The 25,859-nt window shown below is 57.6% G+C and carries 21 protein-coding genes; 20 read left to right on the forward strand and 1 reads right to left on the reverse strand.

Features of this window, described 5'->3' with window-relative positions:
• The first annotated feature begins 81 nt into the window (after positions 1-81).
• From nadB to RDU76_04510, 15 genes are all read left to right on the forward strand, one after another.
• Positions 82-1,677: an L-aspartate oxidase gene (nadB, locus tag RDU76_04440; GenBank protein ID MDQ7798179.1), complete on the forward strand. Its 1,596-nt coding sequence runs from the start codon at positions 82-84 to the stop codon at positions 1,675-1,677.
• Between the two features lie 103 nt (positions 1,678-1,780).
• On the forward strand, positions 1,781-2,320 hold the full coding sequence (locus RDU76_04445) for a PTS sugar transporter subunit IIA (protein MDQ7798180.1): 540 nt from the start codon (positions 1,781-1,783) through the stop codon (positions 2,318-2,320).
• The gene (locus RDU76_04450; GenBank protein MDQ7798181.1) at positions 2,317-3,714 is read left to right on the forward strand and encodes a TrkH family potassium uptake protein; all 1,398 of its coding nucleotides are present in this window, start codon (positions 2,317-2,319) and stop codon (positions 3,712-3,714) included. Before RDU76_04445 ends, RDU76_04450 begins: the two co-directional genes overlap by 4 nt.
• Before the next feature lie 118 nt (positions 3,715-3,832).
• Positions 3,833-4,522: a TrkA family potassium uptake protein gene (locus RDU76_04455; GenBank protein MDQ7798182.1), complete on the forward strand. Its 690-nt coding sequence runs from the start codon at positions 3,833-3,835 to the stop codon at positions 4,520-4,522.
• A gap of 26 nt (positions 4,523-4,548) precedes the next feature.
• The gene (locus RDU76_04460) at positions 4,549-4,851 is read left to right on the forward strand and encodes a tetratricopeptide repeat protein (GenBank protein MDQ7798183.1); all 303 of its coding nucleotides are present in this window, start codon (positions 4,549-4,551) and stop codon (positions 4,849-4,851) included.
• Between the two features lie 626 nt (positions 4,852-5,477).
• The gene (gene pyrR, locus RDU76_04465; protein ID MDQ7798184.1) at positions 5,478-6,032 is read left to right on the forward strand and encodes a bifunctional pyr operon transcriptional regulator/uracil phosphoribosyltransferase PyrR; all 555 of its coding nucleotides are present in this window, start codon (positions 5,478-5,480) and stop codon (positions 6,030-6,032) included.
• Positions 6,019-6,972 (forward strand): aspartate carbamoyltransferase catalytic subunit, encoded by a 954-nt coding sequence (locus tag RDU76_04470; GenBank protein ID MDQ7798185.1) that lies wholly within the window; start codon positions 6,019-6,021, stop codon positions 6,970-6,972. The genes pyrR and RDU76_04470 overlap by 14 nt, the downstream gene beginning before the upstream one ends.
• A gap of 2 nt (positions 6,973-6,974) precedes the next feature.
• Positions 6,975-8,267, forward strand: a complete 1,293-nt coding sequence (locus RDU76_04475) for a dihydroorotase (GenBank protein MDQ7798186.1) — start codon at positions 6,975-6,977, stop codon at positions 8,265-8,267.
• Positions 8,268-8,454: 187 nt separating this feature from the next.
• Positions 8,455-10,539: a sodium-translocating pyrophosphatase gene (locus RDU76_04480; GenBank protein ID MDQ7798187.1), complete on the forward strand. Its 2,085-nt coding sequence runs from the start codon at positions 8,455-8,457 to the stop codon at positions 10,537-10,539.
• Between the two features lie 264 nt (positions 10,540-10,803).
• Positions 10,804-11,040 (forward strand): hypothetical protein, encoded by a 237-nt coding sequence (locus RDU76_04485; protein ID MDQ7798188.1) that lies wholly within the window; start codon positions 10,804-10,806, stop codon positions 11,038-11,040.
• 22 nt (positions 11,041-11,062) lie between these two features.
• Positions 11,063-12,121 (forward strand): redox-regulated ATPase YchF, encoded by a 1,059-nt coding sequence (gene ychF / locus RDU76_04490; protein ID MDQ7798189.1) that lies wholly within the window; start codon positions 11,063-11,065, stop codon positions 12,119-12,121.
• A gap of 131 nt (positions 12,122-12,252) precedes the next feature.
• The gene (locus RDU76_04495) at positions 12,253-13,050 is read left to right on the forward strand and encodes a nitrilase-related carbon-nitrogen hydrolase (protein MDQ7798190.1); all 798 of its coding nucleotides are present in this window, start codon (positions 12,253-12,255) and stop codon (positions 13,048-13,050) included.
• Positions 13,047-14,039 carry a thiamine-phosphate kinase gene (gene thiL, locus RDU76_04500; protein ID MDQ7798191.1) on the forward strand — a complete coding sequence of 331 codons (993 nt, stop codon included), beginning with the start codon at positions 13,047-13,049 and terminating at the stop codon, positions 14,037-14,039. Before RDU76_04495 ends, thiL begins: the two co-directional genes overlap by 4 nt.
• A 44-nt stretch (positions 14,040-14,083) precedes the next feature.
• Positions 14,084-15,502 carry a type I glutamate--ammonia ligase gene (glnA, locus tag RDU76_04505; protein MDQ7798192.1) on the forward strand — a complete coding sequence of 473 codons (1,419 nt, stop codon included), beginning with the start codon at positions 14,084-14,086 and terminating at the stop codon, positions 15,500-15,502.
• Positions 15,503-15,625: 123 nt separating this feature from the next.
• Positions 15,626-17,530, forward strand: a complete 1,905-nt coding sequence (locus RDU76_04510; GenBank protein MDQ7798193.1) for a FlgD immunoglobulin-like domain containing protein — start codon at positions 15,626-15,628, stop codon at positions 17,528-17,530.
• A gap of 70 nt (positions 17,531-17,600) precedes the next feature.
• On the opposite strand, the gene RDU76_04515 is transcribed toward RDU76_04510, so the two are convergent.
• On the reverse strand, positions 17,601-19,007 hold the full coding sequence (locus RDU76_04515) for an MFS transporter (GenBank protein MDQ7798194.1): 1,407 nt from the start codon (positions 19,005-19,007) through the stop codon (positions 17,601-17,603).
• 104 nt (positions 19,008-19,111) lie between these two features.
• Between RDU76_04515 and mtaB the strand changes: the two genes are divergently transcribed.
• The 5 genes from mtaB to mutS all read left to right on the forward strand — a co-directional run bounded on the left by mtaB (position 19,112) and on the right by mutS (position 25,859).
• Entirely contained in the window at positions 19,112-20,377 is a 1,266-nt protein-coding gene (gene mtaB, locus RDU76_04520) for a tRNA (N(6)-L-threonylcarbamoyladenosine(37)-C(2))-methylthiotransferase MtaB (GenBank protein ID MDQ7798195.1), read from the forward strand.
• On the forward strand, positions 20,371-21,678 hold the full coding sequence (miaB, locus tag RDU76_04525; GenBank protein MDQ7798196.1) for a tRNA (N6-isopentenyl adenosine(37)-C2)-methylthiotransferase MiaB: 1,308 nt from the start codon (positions 20,371-20,373) through the stop codon (positions 21,676-21,678). Before mtaB ends, miaB begins: the two co-directional genes overlap by 7 nt.
• A gap of 73 nt (positions 21,679-21,751) precedes the next feature.
• Positions 21,752-22,222: a hypothetical protein gene (locus RDU76_04530; protein MDQ7798197.1), complete on the forward strand. Its 471-nt coding sequence runs from the start codon at positions 21,752-21,754 to the stop codon at positions 22,220-22,222.
• A 51-nt stretch (positions 22,223-22,273) separates the two neighbouring features.
• Positions 22,274-23,278, forward strand: a complete 1,005-nt coding sequence (locus tag RDU76_04535; GenBank protein ID MDQ7798198.1) for an SPOR domain-containing protein — start codon at positions 22,274-22,276, stop codon at positions 23,276-23,278.
• 1 nt (position 23,279) lies between these two features.
• Positions 23,280-25,859, forward strand: coding sequence for a DNA mismatch repair protein MutS (mutS, locus tag RDU76_04540; protein MDQ7798199.1), 2,580 nt, complete (start codon positions 23,280-23,282; stop codon positions 25,857-25,859).

Here is a 25,859-nt window from a genome sequence, read left to right on the forward strand (position 1 = left end):
TTATCGCGGGTCTTCTTATATGCCTTTTGACTATCTCTTAGCTTTGTAGTAAAATCCTTTATTCGTAAATTATAAATTGTTATTATGCCCGCAACCGATTTTCTGGTCATAGGCTCCGGCATTGCCGGGCTGACCTTCGCTCTCAAGGCGGCGGAGCACGGCATGGTGACCATTGTCACCAAGAAGGACGACACCGAGTCCAACACCAACTACGCCCAGGGCGGGGTGGCGGCGGTGTTCGGCTCCGATGACGGCATCGAGGACCACATCCGGGACACCATCGAGGCCGGGGCCGGGCTGTGCAACCAGGAGGCGGTCCGGGCCATGGTCAGCGAGGGGCCGGAGCTGGTGCGGGAACTTTCCCAAATGGGGGTGGGCTTCACCATGAACACCCAGGGGGGGCTGGACCTGGGCAAGGAGGGCGGGCACTCCAAAAGAAGGATAGTCCACGCCAAGGATTACACCGGGTTCGAGATCGAACGGGCCCTGGTGGCCAAGACCCGGGGGCACTCCAACATCACCGTGCTGGAGCACCACCTGGCCATAGACCTGATCACCGGCCGGCAGGGCGAAAGAATCAGCTGTCTGGGGGCCTATGTGCTGGACACCAGGACCGGGGAGATCGAAGGCTATTCCGCCGGAATAACCTTCCTGGCCACCGGCGGGGGCGGTCAGGTCTACCTGCATACCACCAACCCGGCCATTGCCACCGGCGACGGCATAGCCATGGCCTACCGGGCCGGGGCCACCATCGCCAACCTGGAGTTCGTCCAGTTCCATCCCACCACCCTGTACCAGTCATCATTTGAAGAGAACGAACGCTCCTTTCTGATATCCGAGGCGGTGCGGGGGGAGGGCGGTGTGCTGTGCGACAAGGGCGGCCGGAAATTCATGCCCGGCTATCATCCCAGGGCCGACCTGGCCCCCCGGGATGTGGTGGCCCGGGCCATAGATTCGGAATTGAAGGCCTCGGGCGAGATGTGCGTCTTTCTGGACATCTCCTCCATCGGACCGGAGAAATTCCAAAAAAGGTTTCCCAATATCTTTCAGGGCTGCCAGCAGCGGGCCATAGACCTGGGCCGGGGGCTGATCCCGGTGGTGCCGGCCGCCCATTATCTATGCGGCGGGGTGAGGACCGACCTGTGGGGGCGCAGCGACATCAGCCGGCTGTATTCCGCCGGGGAGACCGCCTGCACCGGGGCCCACGGGGCCAACCGGCTGGCATCCAACTCCCTGCTGGAGGCCCTGGTCTTCGCCGTCCGGGCCGCCAGGGCGGCAAGTGATGAATCAAGATCCCCCGATAGCATTCCGCCCTGGGACTACGTGGGCTCGGTCCAGAGCCGGGAAAGGGTGGTGGTCAGCCATAACCGGCATGCCGTCAGGCTGCTGATGTGGAACTATGTGGGGATAGTACGCTCCGATAAAAGATTGTCCATGGCCAAAAACAGGCTGCAGGCCATCGCCGGTGAGATCAGGGATTATTACTGGAAATACCGGGTGACGGCCGACCTGGTGGAACTGCGGAACCTGGTGAGCCTGGCCGGGCTGGTGATAGATTGTGCCTACAACCGCAAGGAATCCAGGGGCCTGCATTACACCCAGGACCACCCGGAGAAGGACGACCGGCATTTTCTGAGGGATACCCTGGCCAACTCGGGAGGCATCAATTTATCTTGACAAACAGACAGCAGGCTGATATAATACGCCCCATAGGTCGTTCCGATACCGGACTCGGAGCGACCTAATTACTCAATAAGCCGGATAAGACTGCAACAGGAACATGGCCATAAAATTATTCAACCTGATAGACGAATCGCTGGTCATCCCCGAACTTGCCTCGCAGGATGCCGACAGTGTCCTGCGGGAGCTTATCGCCAGGGCCTTCGGCAGCAAAAAGCTGTCGGCCATGGAGACGGCCGAGGAGATGCGGGACATGGTCCCCGGGGTCGGCTCACAGATGGGCCGGAACATCATTCAGCGGGGCGAGACCGAGCTGTTCGACAGGATCAAATACCGGGAATCCCTGGGAACCACCGGCATCGGTGAGGGGGTGGCCATACCCCATGCCAGGAATCAGCTGGTGAAGGAGATGGTGCTGCTGCTGGGCCGCTCGAAGAACGGGGTGGACTTCTCCTCACTGGACGGCAAACCGGTGCATATTTTTTTTCTTTTGCTGATCCCCCAGGAGGAGAAGGTGAAGAATCTGGCGGTGCTGGCGGAGATAGCCCGGATGGTCAAAAAGCCCGGATTCATCGCCCAGCTGTTGGAAGCCCCGGATGCCAAGGCGTTATATAAGGCCCTCAAGAAAGCCGAGGAATGAAGCTGGAAAGAAAAATATACAACCAGATCTTCCGCGTGGAGATGACCCCGGCCCGGATACTAGTCCTGGGCTTTTCTATTGCCATCCTGCTGGGCGCCGGACTGCTGTACCTGCCGTTCTCCACCACCGCCGGCCACCGCTGCAGCTTTGTCGATGCCCTGTACACCTCCACTTCGGCGGTCTGCGTCACCGGACTTATCGTCAAGGACACCGCCAAGGACTTTACGCCGGCCGGGAAAATAATAATACTTTTCCTGATTCAGATAGGCGGGTTGGGATACATGTCCTTGGCCACGGTCCTGTCTTTGATGGTGGGCCGGAAGATATCCTTGCGGGAGCGGCTGATCATCCAGGAGGCCTATAACGTGCTCACCCTGGAGGGCCTGGCCCGTTTCGCCACCAGGATCCTGAGGGTAACCATTGTACTGGAAGGCCTAGGGGCGGTCATTTTGAGCCTGCACTGGTGGAAGTTGGGGTTCCCCCTTTCCAAAGCCTTGGAGCTGGGAATATTTCATTCGGTCTCGGCCTTTTGCAACGCAGGCTTTTCATTATTCTCCAACGGCCTGCTGGATTACGCCGCCGATCCGGTGGTGTCTCTAACTGTCTGTGGGCTGATAGTGTCAGGGGGGCTGGGGTTCATTGCCATCAGCGACATCTATAAGACCGGCATCCAGAGGACAGAGAAAAAGCTGACGGCCCACAGCAAGCTGGTGATAATGATGACCTTGAGCCTTATTATTACGGGAACGATATTGATATATATGCTGGAACGGAATAACACCCTGATCAATTTATCGGCATCCGGCAAGTGGCTGGCTGCATTGTTCCAATCGGTGACGCCGCGGACGGCCGGTTTCAATACCGTCAACATCGGCCTGATGCATTTCCCCACCCTGATGCTGATAATAATCCTGATGTTCATCGGGGCCTCGCCGGGCGGCACCGGCGGCGGCATTAAGACCACCACCTTCGGGGTGATGATGGCCTCCATCTGGACCACCCTCACCGGGCGCAGCCGGGTGCTGATCTTCAAGAAGCGACTGGAACATGCATTAATCAACCGGGCCTTCGTATTAAGCGCCATAGCCGCCATGATGCTGGTGTTGGTCACCCTGTTGCTGCTCCAGGCGGAGATCTCCCATTTTACCGCCGAGAGGATGATGCCGGTGTTGTTCGAGGTGGTCTCCGCCTTCGGCACGGTGGGGCTGTCCATCGGTTCGTCCCTCAATCCGCTGTTAAGCTTTTCCTACGATTTCGGCAATTGGGGGAAATTGCTGATCATCCTGACCATGTTCGCCGGGAGGCTGGGGCCGCTGACCATGGGCAGCGCGGTGGTATGGCGCCGCAAGGACCAACCTTTCGAATACCCCGAGGCCAAGGTGCTGATCGGGTGATGACTAAAGGCAGAGAATCCAGAAGAGTATTGTTAATCCTGGGCTGTGTTTGACCGGAAGGTCTATTGCTAATAATTCCGATTTAGTGATATAATCATAACCAACTTGACGGGGAACTATGAGGCAATTTGCGGTAATAGGACTGGGACAGTTCGGGTCCAGCGTGGCCCTGTCGCTGGCCGAAAAGGGCTGCGATGTGCTGGCCATAGACAGCGATCAGGACCGGGTGGATGAGATCTCGGAACAGGTCAGCCAGTCGGTGACGGTGGATGCCGCCGACGAGAAAGCGCTGAAATCTTTAGGCATGAAGGACATCGACGTGGCCATCGTGTCCACCGGGGAGGACATCGAGGCCTCCATCTCCATCGTGCTGATCCTCAAGGAGATCGGGGTCAAGGAGATCATCGCCAAGGCGGTGACCCCCATTCACGGCACCATCCTTAAAAAGGTGGGGGCCGACCGGGTGGTCTTCCCGGAGAGGGACATGGGGGAGCGGATAGCCGAGAGCCTGGCCTCTCCCAATGTCATGGATTACAGCGAGATCTCCGATACCCACAGCATCGTCGAACTGGTGGCTCCCAAAAAATTCTGGACCAAGAAGATCTCTGAGTTGAGATTTGAGGAGAACGCGATGGTATCCATAGTGGCCATCAAGCGAAAGGTGCCGGTGGTCACAGCGGAGGGGGAGACCGAGTTCCGTGAGGAGATCAACATAAAACCATCCCCCGAGGAGAAGATCAACCGCTCGGATATCCTGATAATGATCGGCAGTTTTGAAGGCATCCAGAAGGTCCGGGGGATCCAATAACAATATCAATCCAACAGGTTATTTTGATGAACGGCGACAACAGCCAGGAACTGGAGAAAAAACTGGCCCAGAAAAAAAAGGATATCGACACCATCATCGAGGTGGGCAAGTTCTATTTTCTGAACCAGAAATTCGACGAGGCGGTGGCGGAATATAAGAAAGCCATAGCCCTGGACAGCAAGTGCATCGACGCCTACTACAATCTGGGCATCACTCTGGAGGCCATCAGCGACCAGGACGGCGCCCGGGACGCCTTTGCCAAAGTGATCGCACTGGAGCCGGGCAACAAGGGGGCCCTGGAGCATTACGACCGGTTGGTGGAGAAATGAACCGATCAAATTGTCATTCTGATATTACCCCTTGACTTTTACTCTGAAATAGAGTATCATACATATATTGAATTGCGCTTACCCTTTAAACTGATCCCGAGAGGTCAGAAAGGAAATAATATGAAAATCCCCAAAGATTTTTTGGCCTCCAGCCCTGGATTACAGGGGTGGAGGTTTTTTTATGCCTGCTGGTAAATCAGTTGCAGAATAAATCAGACATAAATTGATATCAGCAATGATTGCTCACTTTTACGCCCGTTCTCTCTACATTTTGTCACGACTGTGCAAACAGGCATCCGGAAAAATACTGGGCGGATAAAACCGCAAGCAATATTGATGTCGGTTTTCGAAGGGGATAAATGATATGCCTGGATTCCCGCCTGCGCGGGAATGACGCGCGGCTATGCTTAAAGGCAAACGAAGCGATCTATGCCTGTCTTACATACGGGTGAGTTTTTCGGAGATTACTTCGGCCGCATTGCAGAAAGCAAGCCTCGTAATGACGGGAAGCGATAATATAAGATATTTTTCGATTATCATCCATGTAATCGGTTGCAATCAGCGCAATCCGTGTTCCGGGAGAACTGGGTAATTGACAAAACATTAATCATATAAACGGAGGCAGTATGACCAAACAGAAAGCAGTCATAATGGACGCCAAACAGGTGGAGCGGGCCATGATCAGGATCGCCCATGAGATAGTGGAGCAGAACATGGGCACCAAGGACCTGATCATCATCGGCATCAAGCGGCGGGGCGATACCCTGGGCAAGCGGATAGCCAAGCTGATCAGCGACATCGAAAAAGTGGATATCCCCTACGGGGCCATCGACATCACCTTCTACCGGGATGACCTGCAGACCATCGCCCACCAGCCGGTGGTCAATCAGACCGACCTGCATCTGGACGTGACCGGCAAGACGGTGATCCTGGTGGACGATGTATTATATACCGGGCGCACGGTCAGGGCGGCCATAGACGAGATCCTGGATTTCGGGCGCCCCCGGAGCATCGAACTGGCGGTGCTGATAGACCGGGGCCACCGGGAGCTGCCCATCAGGGCCAACTATGTGGGCAAGAACGTCCCCACCTCGCACAAGGAGATAATCGCGGTCCGCACCCAGGAGGAGGACGGCGAGGAGAAGGTGATCATAAAGGAGCTGAGCGATGAAGTGGAATAAAAAGGACCTGCTGGACCTGGAATCGCTGTCGGCCGAGGAGATGAACATGATCCTGGACACCGCCAAAAGCTTCCGGGAGGTGCTCAACCGGCCCATCAAGAAGGTGCCCATCCTTAGGGGCAAGACCATCGTCAATATGTTCTTCGAACCCTCCACCCGCACCTCGGCCTCCTTCGACATGGCCGCCAAACGGCTGATGGCCGACACCGTCAACATTTCGCCCAAGACCTCAGCCGTCCAAAAAGGGGAGACCCTGCTGGATACCGCCCGCAACCTGGAGGCCATGAAGATCGACCTGGTGGTGATGCGGCACTCCTCCTCGGGGGCCCCGCATTTTCTGGCCAGCCGCATCAAGGCCGGAGTGATCAACGCCGGCGACGGACAGCACGCCCACCCCACCCAGGGCCTGTTGGACATGTTCACCATCAAGGAAAAACGGGGCGGGTTCGAGGGGCTGAAGGTGCTGATAGTGGGCGACGTTACCCATTCCCGGGTGGCCCGCTCCAACATCAACGGACTGCTGAAGCTGGGGGCCCAGGTCTCGGTATGCGGCCCATCCACCCTGATCCCCATCGGGATCGAACAGCTGGGGGTCAAGGTGTATTACAACCTGGATGAGGCCATCCCCCAGGCTGACGTCATCAACGTCCTCCGCCTTCAGCTGGAGCGCCAGAAGAAGGGCCTGCTGCCGTCGCTGCGGGAATATTCACTGCACTTCTGTTTGGACAAGGAACGGATGGCCAAGGCCAAGGGGGATGTGACCATCATGCACCCCGGGCCGATGAACCGGGGCATAGAGATAGACCCCGATGTGGCCGACGGCGAGCGGTCGGTGATACTGGACCAGGTGACCAACGGGGTGGCCGTCAGGATGGCGGTGCTCTATCTGCTGTCGGGCGGCGATGCCCCCCTGGCCGAAGCCATAAAGAAGGAGGCATAACAATGAGTAAATCCACAATCCAGAATCCACAATCCAGAATCCACCTCAAGGGCGGCCGGGTGATAGACCCCCAGAATCACCGGGATGAGGTGCTGGACATCCTGATCGAGGAGGGCCGGATCACCGGGATCGGGGCCAAGATGGATAACGCCCGGGCCGAAGTCATCGACATCAAGGGCCAGTATGTCTTCCCCGGCCTGGTGGACATGCATGTCCACCTGCGCGAACCCGGCCGGGAGGACGAGGAGACCATCGCCTCCGGATCCCGGGCAGCGGCAGCCGGAGGTTTTACCGCCATCGCCTGCATGCCAAACACCCAGCCGGTGATCGACAGCCAGGGGCTGGTTCAGTTCATAAAATCCCGGCAGATCCCCGAATGCCGGGTCTATCCGGTGGGCGCCGTCACCAAGGGATCGCTGGGCGAGGAGCTGGCCGAGATCGGAGACATGTATCAGTCCGGCATCGTAGGCATATCCGACGACGGCAAGCCGGTCACCAATTCCAACCTGATGCGCCGGGCCCTGGATTACTGCCGGATGTTCGACATCCCGGTGATATCCCACTGCGAGGACAAGTTCCTGTCGGCCGACGGCGCCATGAACGAGGGGGCCCTGGCCACCAAGCTGGGACTGCGGGGGATCCCCAATGCCGCCGAGGCCGCCATGGCCGCCCGGGACGTGATGCTGGCCGACCTGACCGGGGGCCGGGTCCATATCGCCCATGTCTCCTGCGCCGAGACGGTGGACATCATCCGCCGGGCCAAGCGGGCCGGGATCAAGGTGACCGCCGAGACCTGCCCCCAGTACTTCATATTAAGCCAGGAGGCGGTGATCGGCTACGATTCCATGATGCGGGTCAATCCCCCGCTGCGCAGCAAGGCCGATGTTATGACCATCATCGACGCCCTCAAGGACGGCACCATCGACTGCATAGCCACCGACCATGCCCCCCACTCCTCCGAGGAGAAGGAGGTGGAGTTCGACCAGGCCCCCTGCGGGATGCTGGGGCTGGAGACCTCCTTGGGGCTCTGCTGGACCCACCTGGTGGAGAGGAATATCCTGACGGTCTCGCAGCTGGTGGAGAAGATGGCCGTCAATCCGGCCAGGATATTAAAGATCCAAAACTCGATAGAGCCTGAAGCCCAGGCTAATCTGACCATATTTGATCCCCTGTCCGAATGGGAAGTGGATCCCTCAAAGTTCAGATCCAAAAGCCGGAACACCCCGTTCAAGGGATGCAAGATCAAGGGCAAGGCGGTTATGACCATAGTGGACGGGCATCTGATAAAAATCTAGCCTTACCCCGGGTGCGCAGGCCCCCGGGGTTTATTGCGCAGATGGTCTGAGAATGTCAAAGCCTGGAGTCAGGCAACAAAAACATTGAAAAAAGGGCCGGTTCTTTGGTAGAATAGCAGGTGGAATCATTAAACTGTGGCCGCAATAATACGGTCCGGCAACTAACAACAGCGAAGGGTGTTTTCATATGGATAAATTCTTGATCCTTTCACTGGCGGGCGGAGTGGCTGCCCTGGTTTTCGCATTTTTCAAGGCCTCCTGGGTGGACCGCCAGGATCCCGGAGATGATAAAATGAAAGTGATAGCCGGGCATATCCGCGAGGGGGCCATGGCCTTTCTCAACCGCGAATACAGGGTGCTGGCCATTTTTGTGGTGGTGGTGGCCATCATTCTGGGGCTGATCAATATGAAGCAGGAGGGCTCCAGTATCTTGGTGGCGCTGTCCTTCGTGGTGGGCGCCTTCTGTAGCGGATTGGCCGGCTACTTCGGAATGAAGGTGGCCACCAAGGCCAATGTGCGCACCACCCAGGGCGCCAAGACCGGGCTGCCCAAAGCACTGATGGTGGCCTTCTCCGGCGGAACGGTGATGGGCATGTCGGTGGTGGGACTGGGCCTGGCCGGGTTGACCATCCTTTTCCTGCTGTATACCAAGGTCTTGGGTTTCGGCACCGGCGACGAATTTCAACTGGCCCGGCTGCTGTCGGTGATCTCGGGATTCTCGCTGGGCGCCTCGTCCATCGCCCTGTTCGCCCGGGTGGGCGGGGGCATCTACACCAAGGCGGCCGACGTGGGGGCCGATCTGGTGGGCAAGGTGGAGGCCGGTATCCCGGAGGACGACCCCCGCAATCCGGCGGTGATCGCCGACAACGTGGGTGACAACGTGGGCGACGTGGCCGGCATGGGGGCCGATCTTTTCGAATCCTACGTGGGCGCCATCGTGGGGGCCATGGTGCTGGGGGTCTTCTACAGCATCAACCTGGTCATGCTGCCGCTGGTGCTGGCCGCCCTGGGCATCGGCGCATCCATCCTGGGAACCTTTGTGGTCCGGATGAAGGACAACGGCGACCCCCAGAAGGCCCTTAACCTGGGCACCTTCGGGGCCGGGGCTCTGGCCATCATCTTCATGTATCCGGTGATAAGATGGCTGGTGCCCGGCGCGGTGAATTTCAGCGTCAATCCCACCGGCACCCTGATCACCCTGAACGCCGGCGGGATCTTCGGGGCGGTGGTGGTCGGTCTGGTGTCCGGTATCGCCATCGGCCTGCTGACCGAATATTACACTTCGGAATCCAGAAGCCCGGCCAGAAACATTGCCAAGCAGGCATTGACCGGCCCGGCCACCACCATCATCGGGGGGCTGGCCCTGGGGATGATGTCCACCGCTTTGCCGATGACCTGCATCTCCATAGCCATAGTGGCCGCCTACCAGTTTGCCGGCCTGTACGGCATCGCCATCGCCGCAGTGGGAATGCTTTCCACCACCGGCATCCAGCTGGCGGTGGACGCCTACGGCCCGATCGCCGACAACGCCGGAGGCATCGCCCAGATGAGCCGCCAGGCGCCTGAGGTCCGGGAGCGCACCGACAAGCTGGATGCGGTGGGCAACACCACCGCGGCCATAGGCAAGGGCTTTGCCATAGGCTCGGCGGCCCTGACCGCTCTGGCCCTGTTCTCGGCCTTTCAGGCGGCGGTCGGGATCGACAAGATCGATATCTCCCAGCCCAAGGTCATCGCCGGGCTGTTCATGGGCGGCATGCTGCCTTTCCTGTTCAGCTCCATGGCCCTGAAGGCGGTGGGCGCGGCCGCCTTCGAGATGGTGGCCGAGGTGCGCCGCCAGTTCAAGGAGATCCCCGGCCTGCTGGAAGGGAAGCCGGGGGCCGAGGCCGATTATGCCAAATGCGTGGACATCTCCACCGCGGCGGCCATCAAGCGGATGATCCTGCCGGGCCTGCTGGCGGTGGTCTCCCCGGTGATCTTCGGATTGTGGAACATCGAGGCCCTGGGCGGCCTGCTGGCCGGGGTGACGGTCAGCGGAGTGCTGCTGGCCATCTTCATGTCCAACTCGGGCGGGGCCTGGGACAATGCCAAGAAGCACATCGAGGGCGGACAGCACGGGGGCAAGGGCTCCAGCGCCCACATGGCGGCGGTGGTGGGCGACACGGTGGGCGATCCCTTCAAGGATACCGCCGGCCCGTCGCTGAACATCCTGATCAAGCTGATGAGCGTGGTGGCCCTGGTGATCGCGCCGTTCCTGAAATCGCTGGCCAGATAATATGATAGAACAGTATAAGGTCGTGGTCCCAAATGGGCCACGACCTGATTTCTCTTGTTTCCCAAAATTTCACACAGAGCCACAAACAGGGCCGTAGCGAGAAAACTCTATTACAGCCAATAAAAAGAACGAAACCCCTGAGAAACCAACCACTGAAACACGGAACTACTGAAAATACAAAAAGAGATCTTCCTCATAATTATTATCCCAAATTTCGGTGTTTCCGTGGTAAAAAATGACAGAAATTACGTAACGATATTTTCCATGATAAACGATGTAGAAAAGAAAAGGCGAAGGATCCGCTGGTGGTTCAATATCACCTCCAGCGCCATCATCATTCTTTTGGGCCTGGCCTTTCTGGTCATGCGCTATGTTTATGATTTCAACCCCATGCAGGAAAGGTTTTGGATGATCACCGGGCTGCTGCTGGGATACGGGCTGTTCCGGTTCGTCCTGTATTTCTGGCGGGGCCGGCATTTGTACGATGATATGGAAGACTAATAATTTTAGCTGGAGAATATAATTGCAATTAGGAATAATCGGACTGCCTCAGTCGGGCAAGACCACCATCTTCAACGCCCTGACCAAATCCTGTATCAAGGTGGGCGAATACTCCACCGGGTGCGAGGTGCACATTGGCGTGGTCAAAATGCCTGACCCACGATTGGAAAAGCTGACCGCCATGTTCAATCCCAAGAAAAAGGTCCCGGCCACCATCACCTATGTGGACATCGGGGGCATGTCCAAGGGGGCCTCCGGGCACGGCGGGTTGGGCACGGAATTCCTGACCCAGATGCATGGCATGGAGGCGGTCATTCTGGTCCTGCGGGGCTTTGACGGATCCGAGGGCAAAGCCAACCCGTTGGACGATTATACCACCATCGCCACCGAGCTGCTGCTTTCCGACATGGCCATGATCGAACGCCGGATAGAGAAGGTGAAGAAGGACCTGGGAAAGATCAAAAAACCGGAACTGGAGAAGGAACTGGCCCTGCTGGATAAATGCCGGGTCCACCTGGAAGGGGAGAAACCCATCAGGGCGCTGGGCCTCAGCCCCGAGGAATCAAAGGCTCTGCGCAGTTTTCAGCTGCTGACCGAAAAGCCGATTCTGCTGGTGCTGAATTATCCGGAGGGAGCGGGTCCTTCTGCGGTGGCCGCTGAATTTGAGAAGCAGACCGGGGAGACCATCACTCCCTTGTGCGGGTCCATCGAGATGGACATCGCCCAGATGTCCGATGACGAGGCCAAGGAGTTCCTCAACGAGTTAAAGATAGAGGAGCCGGCCCTGAACAAGATGATCCGGACCTCCTTCCTATTACTGGGCAAAATAAATTTCTTCACGGTGGGCGAGGACGAATGCCGGGCCTGGACCATTCCGGCCCATACCAAGGCCCCCCAGGCAGCCGGGGCCATTCACAGCGACCTGGAGCGGGGCTTCATCCGGGCGGAGGCGGTCAGCTACGACCACCTGATCGAGACCGGCGGCTATGCCGGGGCCAGGGAGAAGGGCTATGTCCGTCTGGAGGGCAAGGAGTATATCGTCAAGGACGGGGATATACTGAACATCAAATTCAACGTGTAGGATTTAGGGGATTTGTCATTCTGAGGATTGCTTTTTATCTGACTGTCGAAGAATCTATCGTTTGCACACAAGGGGCAGTTCTCAGGATGGCGAGGGAATGATAGAAATAATAAAAGGCCAGTATCATTAAAATGAAAATCGGCTTCGTACAATTCAATCCCATATTCGGCCAGGTGGATAAAAACCTGTCGCGGATCGAAAAGTTTATCGGTCACTGCCGGGCCGATCTATTGGTCCTGCCTGAATTGTGCACTGCCGGATATAATTTCATCTCACAAAAAGAGGTCATGGCCTTATCCGAGACAACCCAGGGCAAAACCGTCAATCATTTCAGGGAAATATCCAAGCGAACTAAAATAAATATTGTGGCCGGATTTGCCGAAAAGGATGGTGGCAGGATATATAACTCGGCAGTATTGGTCAGGCCCAACGGCAAAACGGATGTCTACCGCAAGACCCATCTGTTCGGCAACGAGAAAAAATATTTCACCCCCGGCAATACCGGCTTCAAGGTCTTCTCCGTCGGCATGGTCAAAATAGGGATGATGATCTGCTTCGACTGGATCTTCCCCGAGGCGGCCCGCACCCTGGCCCTGCAGGGGGCGCAGGTGATCTGCCATCCCTCTAATCTGGTCCTGCCGTATTGTCCCGATTCCATGCCGGTGCGGGCTTTGGAGAACCGGGTGTTCACCGTCACCGCCAACCGCACCGGCCGGGAGAACCGCGGCGGGAAAGATCTGAAATTCATTGGGCAGAGCGTCATCGCCGGGCCGGATTCCCGGGTGCTATGCCGGGCGCCGGCCGACAAGGAGAGCGTGGGCATCGTGGAAATAGATACCGCAGAGGCAGGCAACAAAAGGATCACCCCGGAGAATGACCTGTTCAAAGACCGTCGTCCAGAATATTATGAGCGGCTGGTGAAAAAATGAAAGACCAAAAGGCCGGGATCAGCGAGTTCGGGCTGATCGATATAATAAAAAGGCGATATCAAACCGCCAACAAAGGCCTGATTGTCGGAATCGGGGATGATGCCGCGGTATTTGCCATCGGTAAAACCAGGTCAGGCCTTTTGACCATCGACACCCTGGTGGATAAAATACATTTCGATCTGGCCTATACCTCCTTTGAGGATCTGGGGCACAGGGCCCTGGCGGCCAATCTTTCCGACATAGCGGCCATGGGCGGCCGGCCGGTATTGGCGGTGGTATCAATCACCATCCCCCGGGACAGCACGATTAAAGATATCGAGAAGATATACGCCGGGATGAAGAGGCTGGCGAAAAAGCACGGGGTGGCGGTATGCGGCGGGGATACTGTGGCCGGCCGGGAGTTGTCGCTGACCATAGCGGTTTACGGCGAAGGCCGGAAAAATAACATCGGGCTCCGCTCCGGAGCCAAGGCGGGGGATGCCGTATTGGTCACCGGAACTTTGGGAGCGGCGCAGGCGGGGCTGGATCTTCTTAATTCAGGATTCAAAATTCAAAATTCGAAATTAATTAAAAAGCATCTGCGGCCGGAGCCCAGGGTCAGGGAAGCCCGGCTGCTGGCATCAAAGTTCAAACTGCACGCCATGATAGACATCTCCGACGGGCTGGCATCGGAACTGCATCATATCGCCCGGGAGAGCCGGGTGGGCATAGTCGTAGACCAGGGGGCCCTGCCGGTGGCCGAGGAGGCCGTCACTGCGGCCAATATCCTCAAAAAAGATCCCCTGGAATATTGCCTGTACGGCGGGGAGGAATACGAACTGCTCTTCACCCTGCCGGCCAGGCAGGCGAACGAGGCCAGGATCATTTTGGGCCGGGCCGGGACGACCTGTTCCGTCATCGGCCAGGTCGTCAAAGGTAACGGAGTAAGAATGATAGGATCCGACCTCAAGAACGTCAAGATCCCCGATAAGGGATATAAACATTTTTAGAATTACCGATTCAAATATATAATCAATAAACTGGAGAACAGACCATGAACATGAAACAGGTACTGGAGTTCGCCAAAAGGAACAAAGTGGCGTTCGTTTCGGTAAAGTTCGTAGATCTGCTGGGGAAGTGGCACCAGATAACGGTCCCGGCCCACCAGCTGAACCCATCCCTGTTCGAAAGGGGCAAGGGCATCGGCTTTGACGGTTCCAGCGTGGCCGGATTCACCCAGGTCAAGGCCGGGGACATGATCGTGATCCCCATTGCCGAGACCGGATTCATGGATCCCTTCACCGAACTGCCGACCATGACCTTCATCGGCGACGTGATAGACGTGGCCACCGGACAGAAGTTCGAGCGCAACCCCCGGTATGTGGCCGAGAAGGCCGAGAAATACCTGAAGTCCTCCGGCGCCGCACCCGAAAGTTACTGGGGTCCGGAGTTCGAGTTCTACCTGTTCGATTCGGTGCGCTACGCCAATCTCCCCCAGAACAGCTTCTACCAGGTCGACTCCCGGGAGGCCGACTGGAACACCGGGCGGGATGAGGATCCCAACCTGGGATACAAGATGCCCCACAAGGGCGGATACCACGCCGCACCTCCCCACGACTCCTCGTTCGACTTTCGTTCAGCCCTGTGCCTGACCATGGAAAAATGCGGGGTGCCGGTCAAATACCACCATCATGAGGTGGGCGGTGCCGGCCAGCTGGAGATAGAGGTGATGTTCGACACCCTGACCAAGATGGCCGACCGCAGCATGCTGGTGAAATACTTGGTCCACAACGCGGCCTTCAAGGCGGGACTGACTGCCACCTTCATGCCCAAGCCGATGGTGGGGGAGCCCGGCAACGGGATGCATGTCCACCAGTACCTGGCCAAGGATGGTCACTCGTTATTTTATAAAAAAGACGGCCTGGCCCACATGTCCCAGTTGGCGATGCATTATCTGGGCGGGCTTTTAAAACATGCCCCGGCACTGCTGGCCTTCACCAATCCCTCCACCAATTCCTACCGCCGATTGGTTCCGGGCTACGAAGCTCCGGTCCGGGCCAGCTATTCGGTGGGCAACCGCACCGCGGCGGTCCGCATCCCCGGCTACCTGACCGATCCCAAGACCATGCGCTATGAGTTCCGCCCGCCGGATGCCACCTGCAACCCCTACCTGGCCTTCGCCGCCATGCTGATGGCCGGACTGGACGGGGTCAAACATAAGATCGATCCCGGCCAGCCCCTGAACAAGGACCTGTTCAGCCTTCCCAAGGCCGAGCTGGAGAAGATACCCACCCTGCCCACCTCGCTGTCCGACGCCCTGGGGGCCCTGGAAAATGACCATAAGTTCCTGCTGGAGGGCGGGGTATTCACCAAGGACCTGATCGAGACCTGGATCGTCCTGAAATCCAAAGAGGTGGCGGCCCTGAACCTGCGGCCCCATCCCTATGAATTCGAGTTGTATTACGATTGTTAAGAGGATAGCAGAGCCCCGCTGTAAAGCGGGGCTTTTTATTGATTAAAATTAAATTTCGACTCCTCTTGCTAATCAGGATAAAGTCGTATAAAATTACCTGCGAACAATAAAAGGAAGGTGAATATGAACAGGGAAAAAGTGCTTGGGTTTTTGGTTATGCTGGTTACTATAACAACCAGCTCTTTTGCCTCCCAAAGGGTGGTGGTGGCCGAGGATTTCACCGGCACCTGGTGCCAGTATTGCCCGGCGGCCGCCAATGGATTGGACCAGCTGTATAATGAGACAGGAGATTCCCTGGTGGTGCTGGCCTTCCATTATGGGGATCCCTACCAGACCACCGAGACCTACAACCGCATCGTCTGGTACGGCGACATGATCCCGGGGTATCCGACGGTAATCTTTGATGGACTGGATTCGATCGTTGGTAGTGCGGGATCCGGCGCCGCGTACAACAACTATGATTATTATCGGCCGGTGTTTGATGCCCATAAAGCTGTGCCCAGCCCGTTTGAAATAACGATCAATTTGACCAGCTACGACCTGGATGCCAGGACAGGGACCGCTTCAATCAAGATCAAAAACACCGGGATCATTTCTGAAACCGGAAATTTTCATTTTGTAGTCATTGAGCGTAATATCCCGCAAATATGGCAGGGGATGACCGAGGTGGATTTCGTGGTGCGGGATATGATCCCGAATGAGAACGGAGAATCAATAACCATTCCGGCAGGGGACAGTCTGGTTATAACCCGGGATTATCTGATTGATCCCGCCTGGAACTTTTACAAATGCCAGTTTGTCGGTTTCGTCCAAAGAAGCACCAAGGAGATCATCCAAGGATCTTCGCTGGCCGGATCATACCTGGTCCAAAAAAGCTATTCTCTTTCCGGTGACGATGATGGCGACGGGTTCAATGAGCCGGGGGAAACCATGATCCTTTCGGTTGCAGTGCATAATCTGGGCGGGCCTTCACCCATGGCCCTGGTCGAAGCCACTACGGCCGACACCTTCGTAACGATCAACAACAGTCTTTGGAATATCGGCCCGATCGGGACCAGTTACCAGGGCGACAATGTTGCCCTTCCCTTTGAGATTGTCATCAAATCATCGGCCAGCATGACCGAGGGGCACCTGGTCAAAATTTATATCGACAAGAAGAGTTATAATTCCCTGTATAACGACACTATGACCGCCCGGGATTCCGTCAGCTTTATCATCGGGGCGCCCACCCAGATCTATGCCGAGGATTTTGAAGGCGGCCTGGGAAACTGGAAAGTGGGATATACCGCTTACACCACCGGGATCGACTGGGATACCACCCAGACCGATTATCATAGCGCCAATACCTGCATAGTCAACGCCGAATCCGGCACTTACGCCAACAAGCAAAACCGGTGGATCCGGATGATCGATCCCCTGGACCTGAGCAGCAGCCTGGGGGCAAAATTGACCTGGTATGAAAAGTATGATGTCTGGTCAGGGGATAGGTGCCAGCCGGAGGTTTCCACCGACAGCCTGGGAACAACCTGGAGCACTTTGACCGCCTTTTACAGCGGGACGGTTAGCGCCTGGACCCAACGCACCCTTGATATCACCAGTTATTGCGGCAATAAAAAATTCTTCAGGCTGGGCTTTAGGCTGTTGACCGATACCATCAACGTGGCCGATGGCTGGTATGTTGACGATATCCTGATCACCGGATATGCCCCTACCGGTGTGGCCGGGAAGCCGGGCGTTGTATCTGCACCGGCAACCTGCCTGTTAAAAGGCGCCTATCCCAATCCCGCTTCCGGGAAAGTGAACATTGGGTTCCAGCTTAAGTCCAGCGCCAGAACCTCGTTGAAGATCTACAACATCGCCGGAGAGCTGGTCCGGACCCTGGTGGATTCCCGTCTGTCAAGCGGGGACTACGATCTGAGGTGGGATGGCCGGGACGGCCGGAACCGGGCGATGCCCAGCGGCGTTTATTTATACCAGCTGGATGCCGGCAGCCAGAAGGCCACCGGCAGGCTGACGCTTATAAGATAGGGGCCGGGGAACCGGACCGGAAAGAACGATCAAACTAAAAGGGCCCGGCGTAACGCCGGGCCCTTCAAATTCACTGCAGCTGGCTGCGGATCTTTTTTATGGTCATTATGCCTGAGTCCAGGATCTTGCTGAAACGCTGGGAGGATTTGTCCCCTACCATGTCCAGCAGGGTTCCCACCGACTGGGCCTGGTCCTCCCTCAATTTAAGGGCCAAGGGCAGCAGGGAGATCCGGCAGATGGAGGACAGAACGAACAGCAGGTGGAAGTTGATGATGGTCTGCCCCAAGATGATAAATTTGAAATCGCGCAGGCTGTCGGCCAGCCAGCCTCCGACCAGCGAGGCGGCGAAGATGGCCAGCCCGGTGACCATGCTCTGGACGGCCAGATAGGCGGTGCGGTTCTCCTCGGGGGCGGTCACCAGCAGCAGGTTGAAGGTGGCCAGGGCGAAGCCGGGCCACACCAGGCCGCTGATGAAGGCGTCGATCCATATCGGCAGGTAGAAGTCCGGGGTGGTGAACAGCCAGAACAGGGGCAGGGAGAAGATGCCCAGCATATTGAAGATCATCACCGGTTTGTTGCCCAGGCGGTCTATGATCCGGCCCCATAACGGCTGGAAGGCGAAGTTAAGGATCCCGGCGATGATCGAGTAATAGGCGATCACCGCGAACGGCATGTGGAGATTCTTGATCATGTGAGCGGCGAAGAAGGGCCCGGCCACTGCGGTGGCCATGGACCACAGGACGAAGAACAGCAGCAGGCGGCGGAAATCCCGGTTGGCAAAGGGCAGCCGGAACAGCTCCGAAATGGGCAGGGTTTTTTCACCGGTAAGGGGTGGCTCCCATTGCTTGGAGAGAATGATCCCGGCGATCACGGCCGTAAAGGCGGCCGCTCCGAAGATGATGGCAAAAGCCTGCTGCTGCAGGGCCTGGCTTTTCATGACATCGTACAGTTTTCCGGCACCGAAATTGGCGGCCATGGTCACCGCGCCGAGAATGGTGCTCCGCAGACCGAAATATGAACCCCGGCGTTTCATCGGCACCAGGTCGGTCATCCAGGAAAGCCAGGCATTGTTGGCCATATTGACCGAGGTATTGGCGATGAAGATCACCAGGAAGAATATCAATAATTTCCATCCGGCCAGGACATTGAGGAAGGGCAGTATGCACAAGGCCGCCCACAGCAGGCGCCCCAGGGTGGCTGCCCAGACGGTGAGTTTCTTGCGATGCCCCAGGAGCCCTACCAGATAGGCGCTGAAAAGGGCCCCCACGCTGGATAGGGCGTTGAGAGCGGCCAGCAGGCCCAGATGGAAATCGTTGGCTCCCAGCATCAGGGCATATCCGGTCACTAGGGCCCCGATGGTGATGGCGATGTGCACCGAGGCGAATGATCCCTCGATGATGGATATCTTCAGGCTCCGGCCGGGTTCTTTGTCCGGCAGAGCATTAGATTGGATTTTCGAATCTCTCTTTTTAGGCATAACGGGGATAAGGATAAGTGATTTAACTCTTAATTTCAAGTGATAAATCAATTTTACCCGGAGAGGTTTGCATTTATCCGGCCGATGTAATATAATTCACTACTATGTCTGAGATTTCGTTCCAAATATCCACCTTCGGCTGCAAGGCCAACCAGTACGATTCCCAGCTTTGGCGGACCACCCTGGAGAATGCCGGCCTGCGCCATAATGAAGGCCAAGCGGATATTTTCCTGGTCAACACCTGTTCGGTGACTGCCGCGGCCGAACAGCAGGCCCGGCAGACGGTCAGGAAGATCGTTCGCAATAATCCGTCAGCCAAGATCATCATCATTGGCTGTTACGGGCAGATGGCGGCAGAGCCCCTGGCTAAAATAGACGGGGTGGGTTTGGTGCTGGGACGGCACAGCAGTGATGCCGCTGGACAAGTACTGAGCTGGCTGGGTATCAGCCAGGATAAACTGCCCCGCGGGATCAAGACGTTCCGCGGGCACACCCGGGCCTTCATAAAGGTCCAGGACGGCTGCAACCACCGCTGCAGCTATTGCATCGTGCCTCTGGCCCGGGGGGCCTCCCGCAGCCGTCCCCTGGACGAGATATTGTCCGAAGCCCAAAACCTGACCGCCTCCGGCCACCGCGAACTGGTGGTCACCGGGATCCGGCTGGGGGATTTCAAGCCTTCCCTGGGCATACTGTTGAGATCATTAAAAGATATTCCCGGCCTGGACCGGATACGCCTGAGCTCGCTGGAGCCCGACGACCTGAACGACGATCTGATGGAGACCATGCAGGGCATACCGCTGTTGGCCAGACACCTTCACCTGCCATTGCAGAGCGGCTGCGACAGCATCCTCAAAAAGATGAACCGGCCCTACAGCATGGCCTATTACCGGGAGTTGTTGGGCAAATTAAGGCGGGCTATGCCGGACATCACCATCGGATCGGACATCATCGCGGGGTTTCCCGGCGAAACCGAGGAACATTTCGGACAGGGTGTCAGGAACATCCGGGAGCTGGGGTTCACCCACCTGCACGTTTTCACCTATTCAAAAAGGCCGGGCACCAAGGCCGCCCTGATGGCCGGGCAGATCCCGGAGGAGATCAAGAAAGAGCGGCTGCACCGCCTGAAGGATATCCACGAAAAACTGCAGCAGGAATATTTTAGCGCCCTGAAGGGGAAGACCGAGCTGGTTCTGGCGGAGACTTACTACAGAGGCATATGGTCCGGGTTTGGGGAGCATTATCACAAGGTGTATTTCCGATCGGACCGCGATATGAAAAACCAGATGGTCCGGGTCAAATTGTCCGAGCCCCATGAACAAGGGGTTTTGGGGGAATTGATGGAATTTTCGGATATATCCCAGCAATGCTGAGACTGATATATCACATAGAGACCTACGGCTGCCAGATGAACCTCTATGACTCGGCGGCGGTGAGGACCCTATTGGACCAGACGGGCTGCCGGGAGACGGAAGATCCGGAGCAGGCGCAGTTGATGGTGATCAACAGCTGCGCCGTCCGGGGGCATGCCGAGGAACGGGTGCTGGGGCGCATAGGCGAACTTAAGTCCTGGAAAAAGGGAAAACCGGGCAGGCTGATGGTGCTGATGGGCTGTGTGGGGCAGGAGAATGGTCAAAATTTATTGGAACGCTTTTCCCAGCTGGACCTGGTCCTTGGCACCGAGAGGTATCGGGAGATCGTCCATCACCTGGAAGGTTTCCTGAAAACAGGGGCCAGGGCCGCCGTCACCGGGATGGAAAAAATCGGAGACGATGAAAGCCTCGTTCCGTCGTTCGATAATCAGGTCAGCGCCTTTTTGGCGGTGATGCGGGGCTGCGACAATTTCTGCAGCTACTGCATAGTCCCCTATGTCCGGGGGCGGGAGTATTCCCGGCCGTCCGGCAACATCATCGGCGAAATAAAATGCCTGGCCGGGAGGGGCATCAAGGAGATCACTTTAGTGGGCCAGAACGTGAACTCCTACCTCTCCGGTGGCACGGATTTCCCCGGCCTACTGACCCAAGCGGCCGATGTTCCGGGGATAGAGAGGCTGCGCTTCATCACCTCCCATCCCAAGGACTGCGGCATAAAACTGCTGGAGACCATGGCCGGGAATCAAAAGATCTGCCGGCACCTGCACCTGCCCCTGCAGTCGGGAAGCGACCGGGTGCTGGCCCTGATGAACCGCAAATATACCCTGGGGCAATACCGGGAGATCGTATCCACCGCCCGGAAGCTGATGCCCGATCTGGTCCTGACCAGCGACCTGATAGCCGGGTTCCCCGGAGAGTCCGAAGAGGATTTCCGGATGACCCTGGATGTCATGCAGGAAATCAGGTTCGACTCGGCCTTCACCTATAAGTATTCCCTACGGCCGGGCACCAAGGCGGCCCAGATGCCGGGGCAGCTGGCCGAAGATGTCAGACAGGACCGTCTGGCGAGGATGATATCGCTCCAGCAGAAAATTTCGCAGGAATCCAACCAGGCCGATATCGGCAAAACTTTTGCCGTGCTGGTGGAAAAAGCCGTCCCCAAGAGGGGGCAGATGATGGGGCGCAGCCCCGGGAACAAGCCGGTGGCCTTTGACTGCGCATCGGGCGTCAGCCCCGGAGAAATCGTCAAAGTAAGGGTAAATAAGTCCACCCAATCCACCCTGACCGGTTCGATGATGTAACTGTCCTTGAATTAAATATTTAAGGACAGTTTTTTGTTGAATTTATTCCCTTAATGCGATAGAATAAACAATTATGGATAAAAGAAAATACACCCTTTTATGGTTGTTGCCATTAGTGGCGACGACCCTGGCCTTCATCCTGTCTTTTGAAGGCTGCACCCCCAAACCGACCGAGGCGCCGACCACCACCGTGATAACCGGGACGGCCCAGTTGTCGGTATCATTGGGCGATAACCGCGACTCCTATTCCTTCGTCAGCGGCGGAGTGAATTACGGCAAGATCACCCTGGTTTACTTATCATCGGAGGTGGTTGGGTTTGAAGCTAACGGAGTAATGGAAGGATCTGGCACAACAGCTCCCGATAGCGGATACACCACTTCTCCGGTTACGGTTTCGGATGGTTACAGTTATTTTGTCAAAACGGACAATGTGGTACATTACGCCAGGGTGACTGCGGTCTCTAGAAGCGTGAGCGCAGGGTATGTGACCATCGGTTTCCAATGGGTGCTGCAGACCGTGGCCAATAACCGGAATCTATATTAACCCTAGATGCAAACTAAAGGTTCTGACATAAAGCAGGCATTTGGTCCGGCGATGAGATCGGCCTGGCCGTTGATCGTGCTGTTGCTGTTGAACGGTTCTTTTTGTTTCGGGGTCAGCGAGGAGAAGGAATACGAAGCGGCCTGGCAGTTGTGCCAGGCCGGAAAATATCCCCAGGCCGCCGAGGCCTATAAAAAATACCTTTCCCGCCATCCCCGGGGGAAGTTCATCCCCGAGGCCAGGTTCACCCTGGCCCGTATCGAGACCAGCGGCAACAATGCCTTCGGTCATTACCAGTTCATCCTGGATAATTATCCGGCACATTCTTTGGCCTCCCAGGCATCCTACGCCACGGCCCAGTACCTGCAGAACGTGGGATCGGCCGCCCAGGCCAGGGAGCGGTATCTCTACACCTATTCACGGTACGGCAGCACCCCGGCTGGACGGGAAAGCCTGTCCAGGCTGGCCCTGCTGGCCCTGGGCAGCGACAGTCTGAGCAAAGCCGAGGCCTATGTCAATGCCTACCTGGACCAGTATCCCCGGGCCCCGGGAGGGGCGGCCCTGTTGAACGTCCTGGCCGGGTACTGGCAGAAAAAAGGCGATGATGCCAGGGCCAGGGAGTACTGGAGGAGGATCATGGACCTTTTCCCCGGGACTCCGGAATCCGGCAGCGCCCGGGAATATCTGATAGCCGCCCTGACCCATGAAAACCAGGATGAAGAGAGCCTTTCGGGGACCGAGCCCGATGATAATTCCCCCAGCCAGACCGAAACGAACCAACCCCAAACGGCCGATCAGCCGCCGGCTCCGGAGGAGCCTGCTCCCCTCAGCTTCTATTACCTGCAGATAGGGGCATACAATAACAAGGCGATCATGGACGGCTGGGCCAAAAAGGTGCGGGCCGAAGGTTTTGATACCGTAGTGGAGGAGGTCCAGGAAGGCAGGGGCACGATATATAAATTGCAGGCCGGCCCCTACGAGAATTCGTCCGAACTGAAAAAAGCCCAGCAGTCCCTGAAGGACAAATTCGGGCTGAAAACGATGGTGGTCGAAAGGTGATATGGAAAAAGTGACACCCATGATCGCCCAGTACCACCGGATCAAACAGGAACAGCCCGAGGCCATCCTGCTTTTCAGGGTGGGCGATTTCTACGAAACATTTTTTGAGGATGCGGTACTGACCTCCAAGGTGCTGGGGATAGTGCTGACCTCCCGCAACCACGGCAAGGGGAACGATGTCCCGCTGGCCGGGATCCCGCACCATGCCCTGGAGCGCTACGTCACCAGGCTGATCAAGGCCGGGCACAAGGTGGCCATCTGCGACCAGGTGGAGGACCCCAAGCTGGCCAAGGGCATAGTCCGGCGCGAGGTCACCGAGGTGATCACCCCCGGGACGGTGATGCGGTCCTCCCTGCTGGATGAGAAAAGGGAGAACCTGCTGGCCGCGGTCAACTGCCATCAGGACCGCTGCGGGCTGGCCTTGTGCGACCTGTCGGCTGGCAATTTGAGGGTGGCCGAGATGTCCCTGGCGGAACTTTCCGACGAGATGCTGCGCAACCAGCCTTCCGAGATACTGGTGTCCGTCTCCGGCCGCCCGAAGATCGGGCCGGCCCTGGCCGGGTTCCCTTTGACCGACCGGGAGGACCATCACTTCGAACAGGGCTGGGCGCTGAAGAAACTGCTGGGGCATTTCAAAACGGCCTCGCTGGCCGGCTTCGGCTGCCAGGACCTGACACTGGCCGTCGGGGCGGCCGGGGCGGCCATCGGCTATCTGGAGGAAAACCAGAGGACGGCCATCAGCCACGTAGCCAAAATGGTGCCCTACTCCCTGCAGGGCCAGATGCTGCTGGACAACGCCACCATCAGAAACCTCAACCTTTTCCCCGAGGGGCATCCCCAGGGCACAAGCCTGCTGAACACCATAGACCATACGGTGACTGCCATGGGCGGTCGGCTGTTAAGACGCTGGCTGACGGCCCCGCTGCTGGATCTGGATGAAATAACCTTACGACAGGATGCCGTCCAGAGCCTGCTGGAGGGCCGGGCCGCCAGGGACGAACTTGGGAGGCATCTCGGAAAGGTGCAGGACCTGGAAAGGCTGCTGGGGCGGATCGTCTGCCAGAGGGCCGGGCCCCGGGACCTGCTGGCCCTGGGACAATCGCTGGCCGTAGTTCCCCGGATAAAAACCGGAGTGCCGCCAGGGCGCTACTGGGAGGACCTATCCGCGGGCCTGCATGATTTCGGCGGTCTGACCGACCTGCTGGCCAAAGCCCTGGCTGATGACCCGCCGCTGTCGTTGTCCAAAGGCGGGGTCATCCGGGACGGGTTCAACGGCGCCCTGGACGAGCTTCGTTCCCTGGTCCGCGACAGCAAGGGCTGGATCGCCGATTACCAGAACAGCGAACGGGAGCGCACCGGGATCCAGTCGCTGAAGGTGAAATACAATTCGGTCTTCGGATATCATATCGAGATCAGCAAGACCAATCTGGCATTGGCTCCTGACGACTACATCCGAAAGCAGACCCTGAGCAATGCCGAGAGGTTCGTCACCCCGGAATTGAAGGCCTACGAGGACAAGGTGCTGGGGGCCGAGGAAAAGATCAAGGCCCTGGAGGCGGAACTCTTCGCCGGCCTGCACCAGGAGATATCAGCCTGGGGCCAGCGGATCAAGCAGGCCGGCGAGTCGGTGGCGGCCATCGATGTTGTTTGCGGCCTGGCCCTGGCGGCCATCAATAACCGCTACGTCCGACCGGTGGTGGACCATTCTCCCCGGATCCACATCATCCGTGGCCGGCATCCGGTGGTGGAGCGGAATTTCCAGCTGGGACAGTTCGTGGCCAACGACGCCCTGCTGAACGACGGCGACCACCGGCTGATCATCCTGACCGGCCCCAACATGGCCGGGAAATCCACCTACCTCAGGCAGATAGCACTGGTGACCATACTGGCCCAGATGGGATCGTTCGTGCCGGCCAGGGAGGCCCATATCGGTATCACCGACCGGGTCTTCACCCGGATCGGGGCCTCCGACGACCTGGCCAAGGGGGTCAGCACCTTTATGGCCGAGATGAACGAGACCGGGAATATCCTGAACAACGCCACCGCCCGGAGCCTGGTGCTGCTGGACGAGATCGGGCGGGGCACCAGCACCTTCGACGGGCTGGCCATCGCCTGGGCGGTCAGCGAATATCTGCACGATCAGATCGGCTGCCGGACCCTGTTCGCCACCCATTATCATGAGCTGACCGAGCTGGCCGCCCAGCTGCCGGGAGTGCAGAATTATTCCATGGCGGTCAAGGAATGGGGCGATGAGATAATCTTCCTGCGGCAGGTGGTCAAGGGCAGCGCCGGGCAGAGCTACGGGGTGCAGGTGGCCCGGCTGGCCGGCATTCCGGCCCGGGTGATCTCCCGGGCCCGGGAGATCCTGGAAAACCTGGAACAGGATGCCCTGCTGTCCGATTCCACGCCACGCCTGGCCCGGCATGGGCAGATCCGCCAGGAGGAGGAACGGTTGGAGCTTTTCAGCCGGGAGGAGCAGGATCTCCTGCGGGAGATCAAACAACTGCAGCCCGAGACCATGACCCCCATTGAGGCCCTCAACAGGCTGGCCAAATTAAAAGAAATGTCGGGAGAGGAATAA

The organism is Candidatus Edwardsbacteria bacterium (assembly GCA_031082425.1).
Taxonomy (GTDB): domain Bacteria; phylum Edwardsbacteria; class AC1; order AC1; family EtOH8; genus UBA2226.

Coding starts and splice junctions, on each gene's coding strand:
- RDU76_04535 (MDQ7798198.1), top strand. CDS start 22,274: ATGAGATCGGCCTGGCCGTTGATCGTGCTGTTGCTGTTGAACGGTTCT.
- RDU76_04460 (MDQ7798183.1), top strand. CDS start 4,549: ATGAACGGCGACAACAGCCAGGAACTGGAGAAAAAACTGGCCCAGAAA.
- RDU76_04475 (MDQ7798186.1), top strand. CDS start 6,975: ATGAGTAAATCCACAATCCAGAATCCACAATCCAGAATCCACCTCAAG.
- RDU76_04470 (MDQ7798185.1), top strand. CDS start 6,019: ATGAAGTGGAATAAAAAGGACCTGCTGGACCTGGAATCGCTGTCGGCC.
- glnA (MDQ7798192.1), top strand. CDS start 14,084: ATGAACATGAAACAGGTACTGGAGTTCGCCAAAAGGAACAAAGTGGCG.
- mtaB (MDQ7798195.1), top strand. CDS start 19,112: ATGTCTGAGATTTCGTTCCAAATATCCACCTTCGGCTGCAAGGCCAAC.
- thiL (MDQ7798191.1), top strand. CDS start 13,047: ATGAAAGACCAAAAGGCCGGGATCAGCGAGTTCGGGCTGATCGATATA.
- RDU76_04530 (MDQ7798197.1), top strand. CDS start 21,752: ATGGATAAAAGAAAATACACCCTTTTATGGTTGTTGCCATTAGTGGCG.
- mutS (MDQ7798199.1), top strand. CDS start 23,280: ATGGAAAAAGTGACACCCATGATCGCCCAGTACCACCGGATCAAACAG.
- RDU76_04485 (MDQ7798188.1), top strand. CDS start 10,804: ATGATAAACGATGTAGAAAAGAAAAGGCGAAGGATCCGCTGGTGGTTC.
- RDU76_04510 (MDQ7798193.1), top strand. CDS start 15,626: ATGAACAGGGAAAAAGTGCTTGGGTTTTTGGTTATGCTGGTTACTATA.
- RDU76_04445 (MDQ7798180.1), top strand. CDS start 1,781: ATGGCCATAAAATTATTCAACCTGATAGACGAATCGCTGGTCATCCCC.
- RDU76_04480 (MDQ7798187.1), top strand. CDS start 8,455: ATGGATAAATTCTTGATCCTTTCACTGGCGGGCGGAGTGGCTGCCCTG.
- RDU76_04515 (MDQ7798194.1), bottom strand. CDS start 19,007: ATGCCTAAAAAGAGAGATTCGAAAATCCAATCTAATGCTCTGCCGGAC.
- RDU76_04450 (MDQ7798181.1), top strand. CDS start 2,317: ATGAAGCTGGAAAGAAAAATATACAACCAGATCTTCCGCGTGGAGATG.
- RDU76_04495 (MDQ7798190.1), top strand. CDS start 12,253: ATGAAAATCGGCTTCGTACAATTCAATCCCATATTCGGCCAGGTGGAT.
- pyrR (MDQ7798184.1), top strand. CDS start 5,478: ATGACCAAACAGAAAGCAGTCATAATGGACGCCAAACAGGTGGAGCGG.
- RDU76_04455 (MDQ7798182.1), top strand. CDS start 3,833: ATGAGGCAATTTGCGGTAATAGGACTGGGACAGTTCGGGTCCAGCGTG.
- miaB (MDQ7798196.1), top strand. CDS start 20,371: ATGCTGAGACTGATATATCACATAGAGACCTACGGCTGCCAGATGAAC.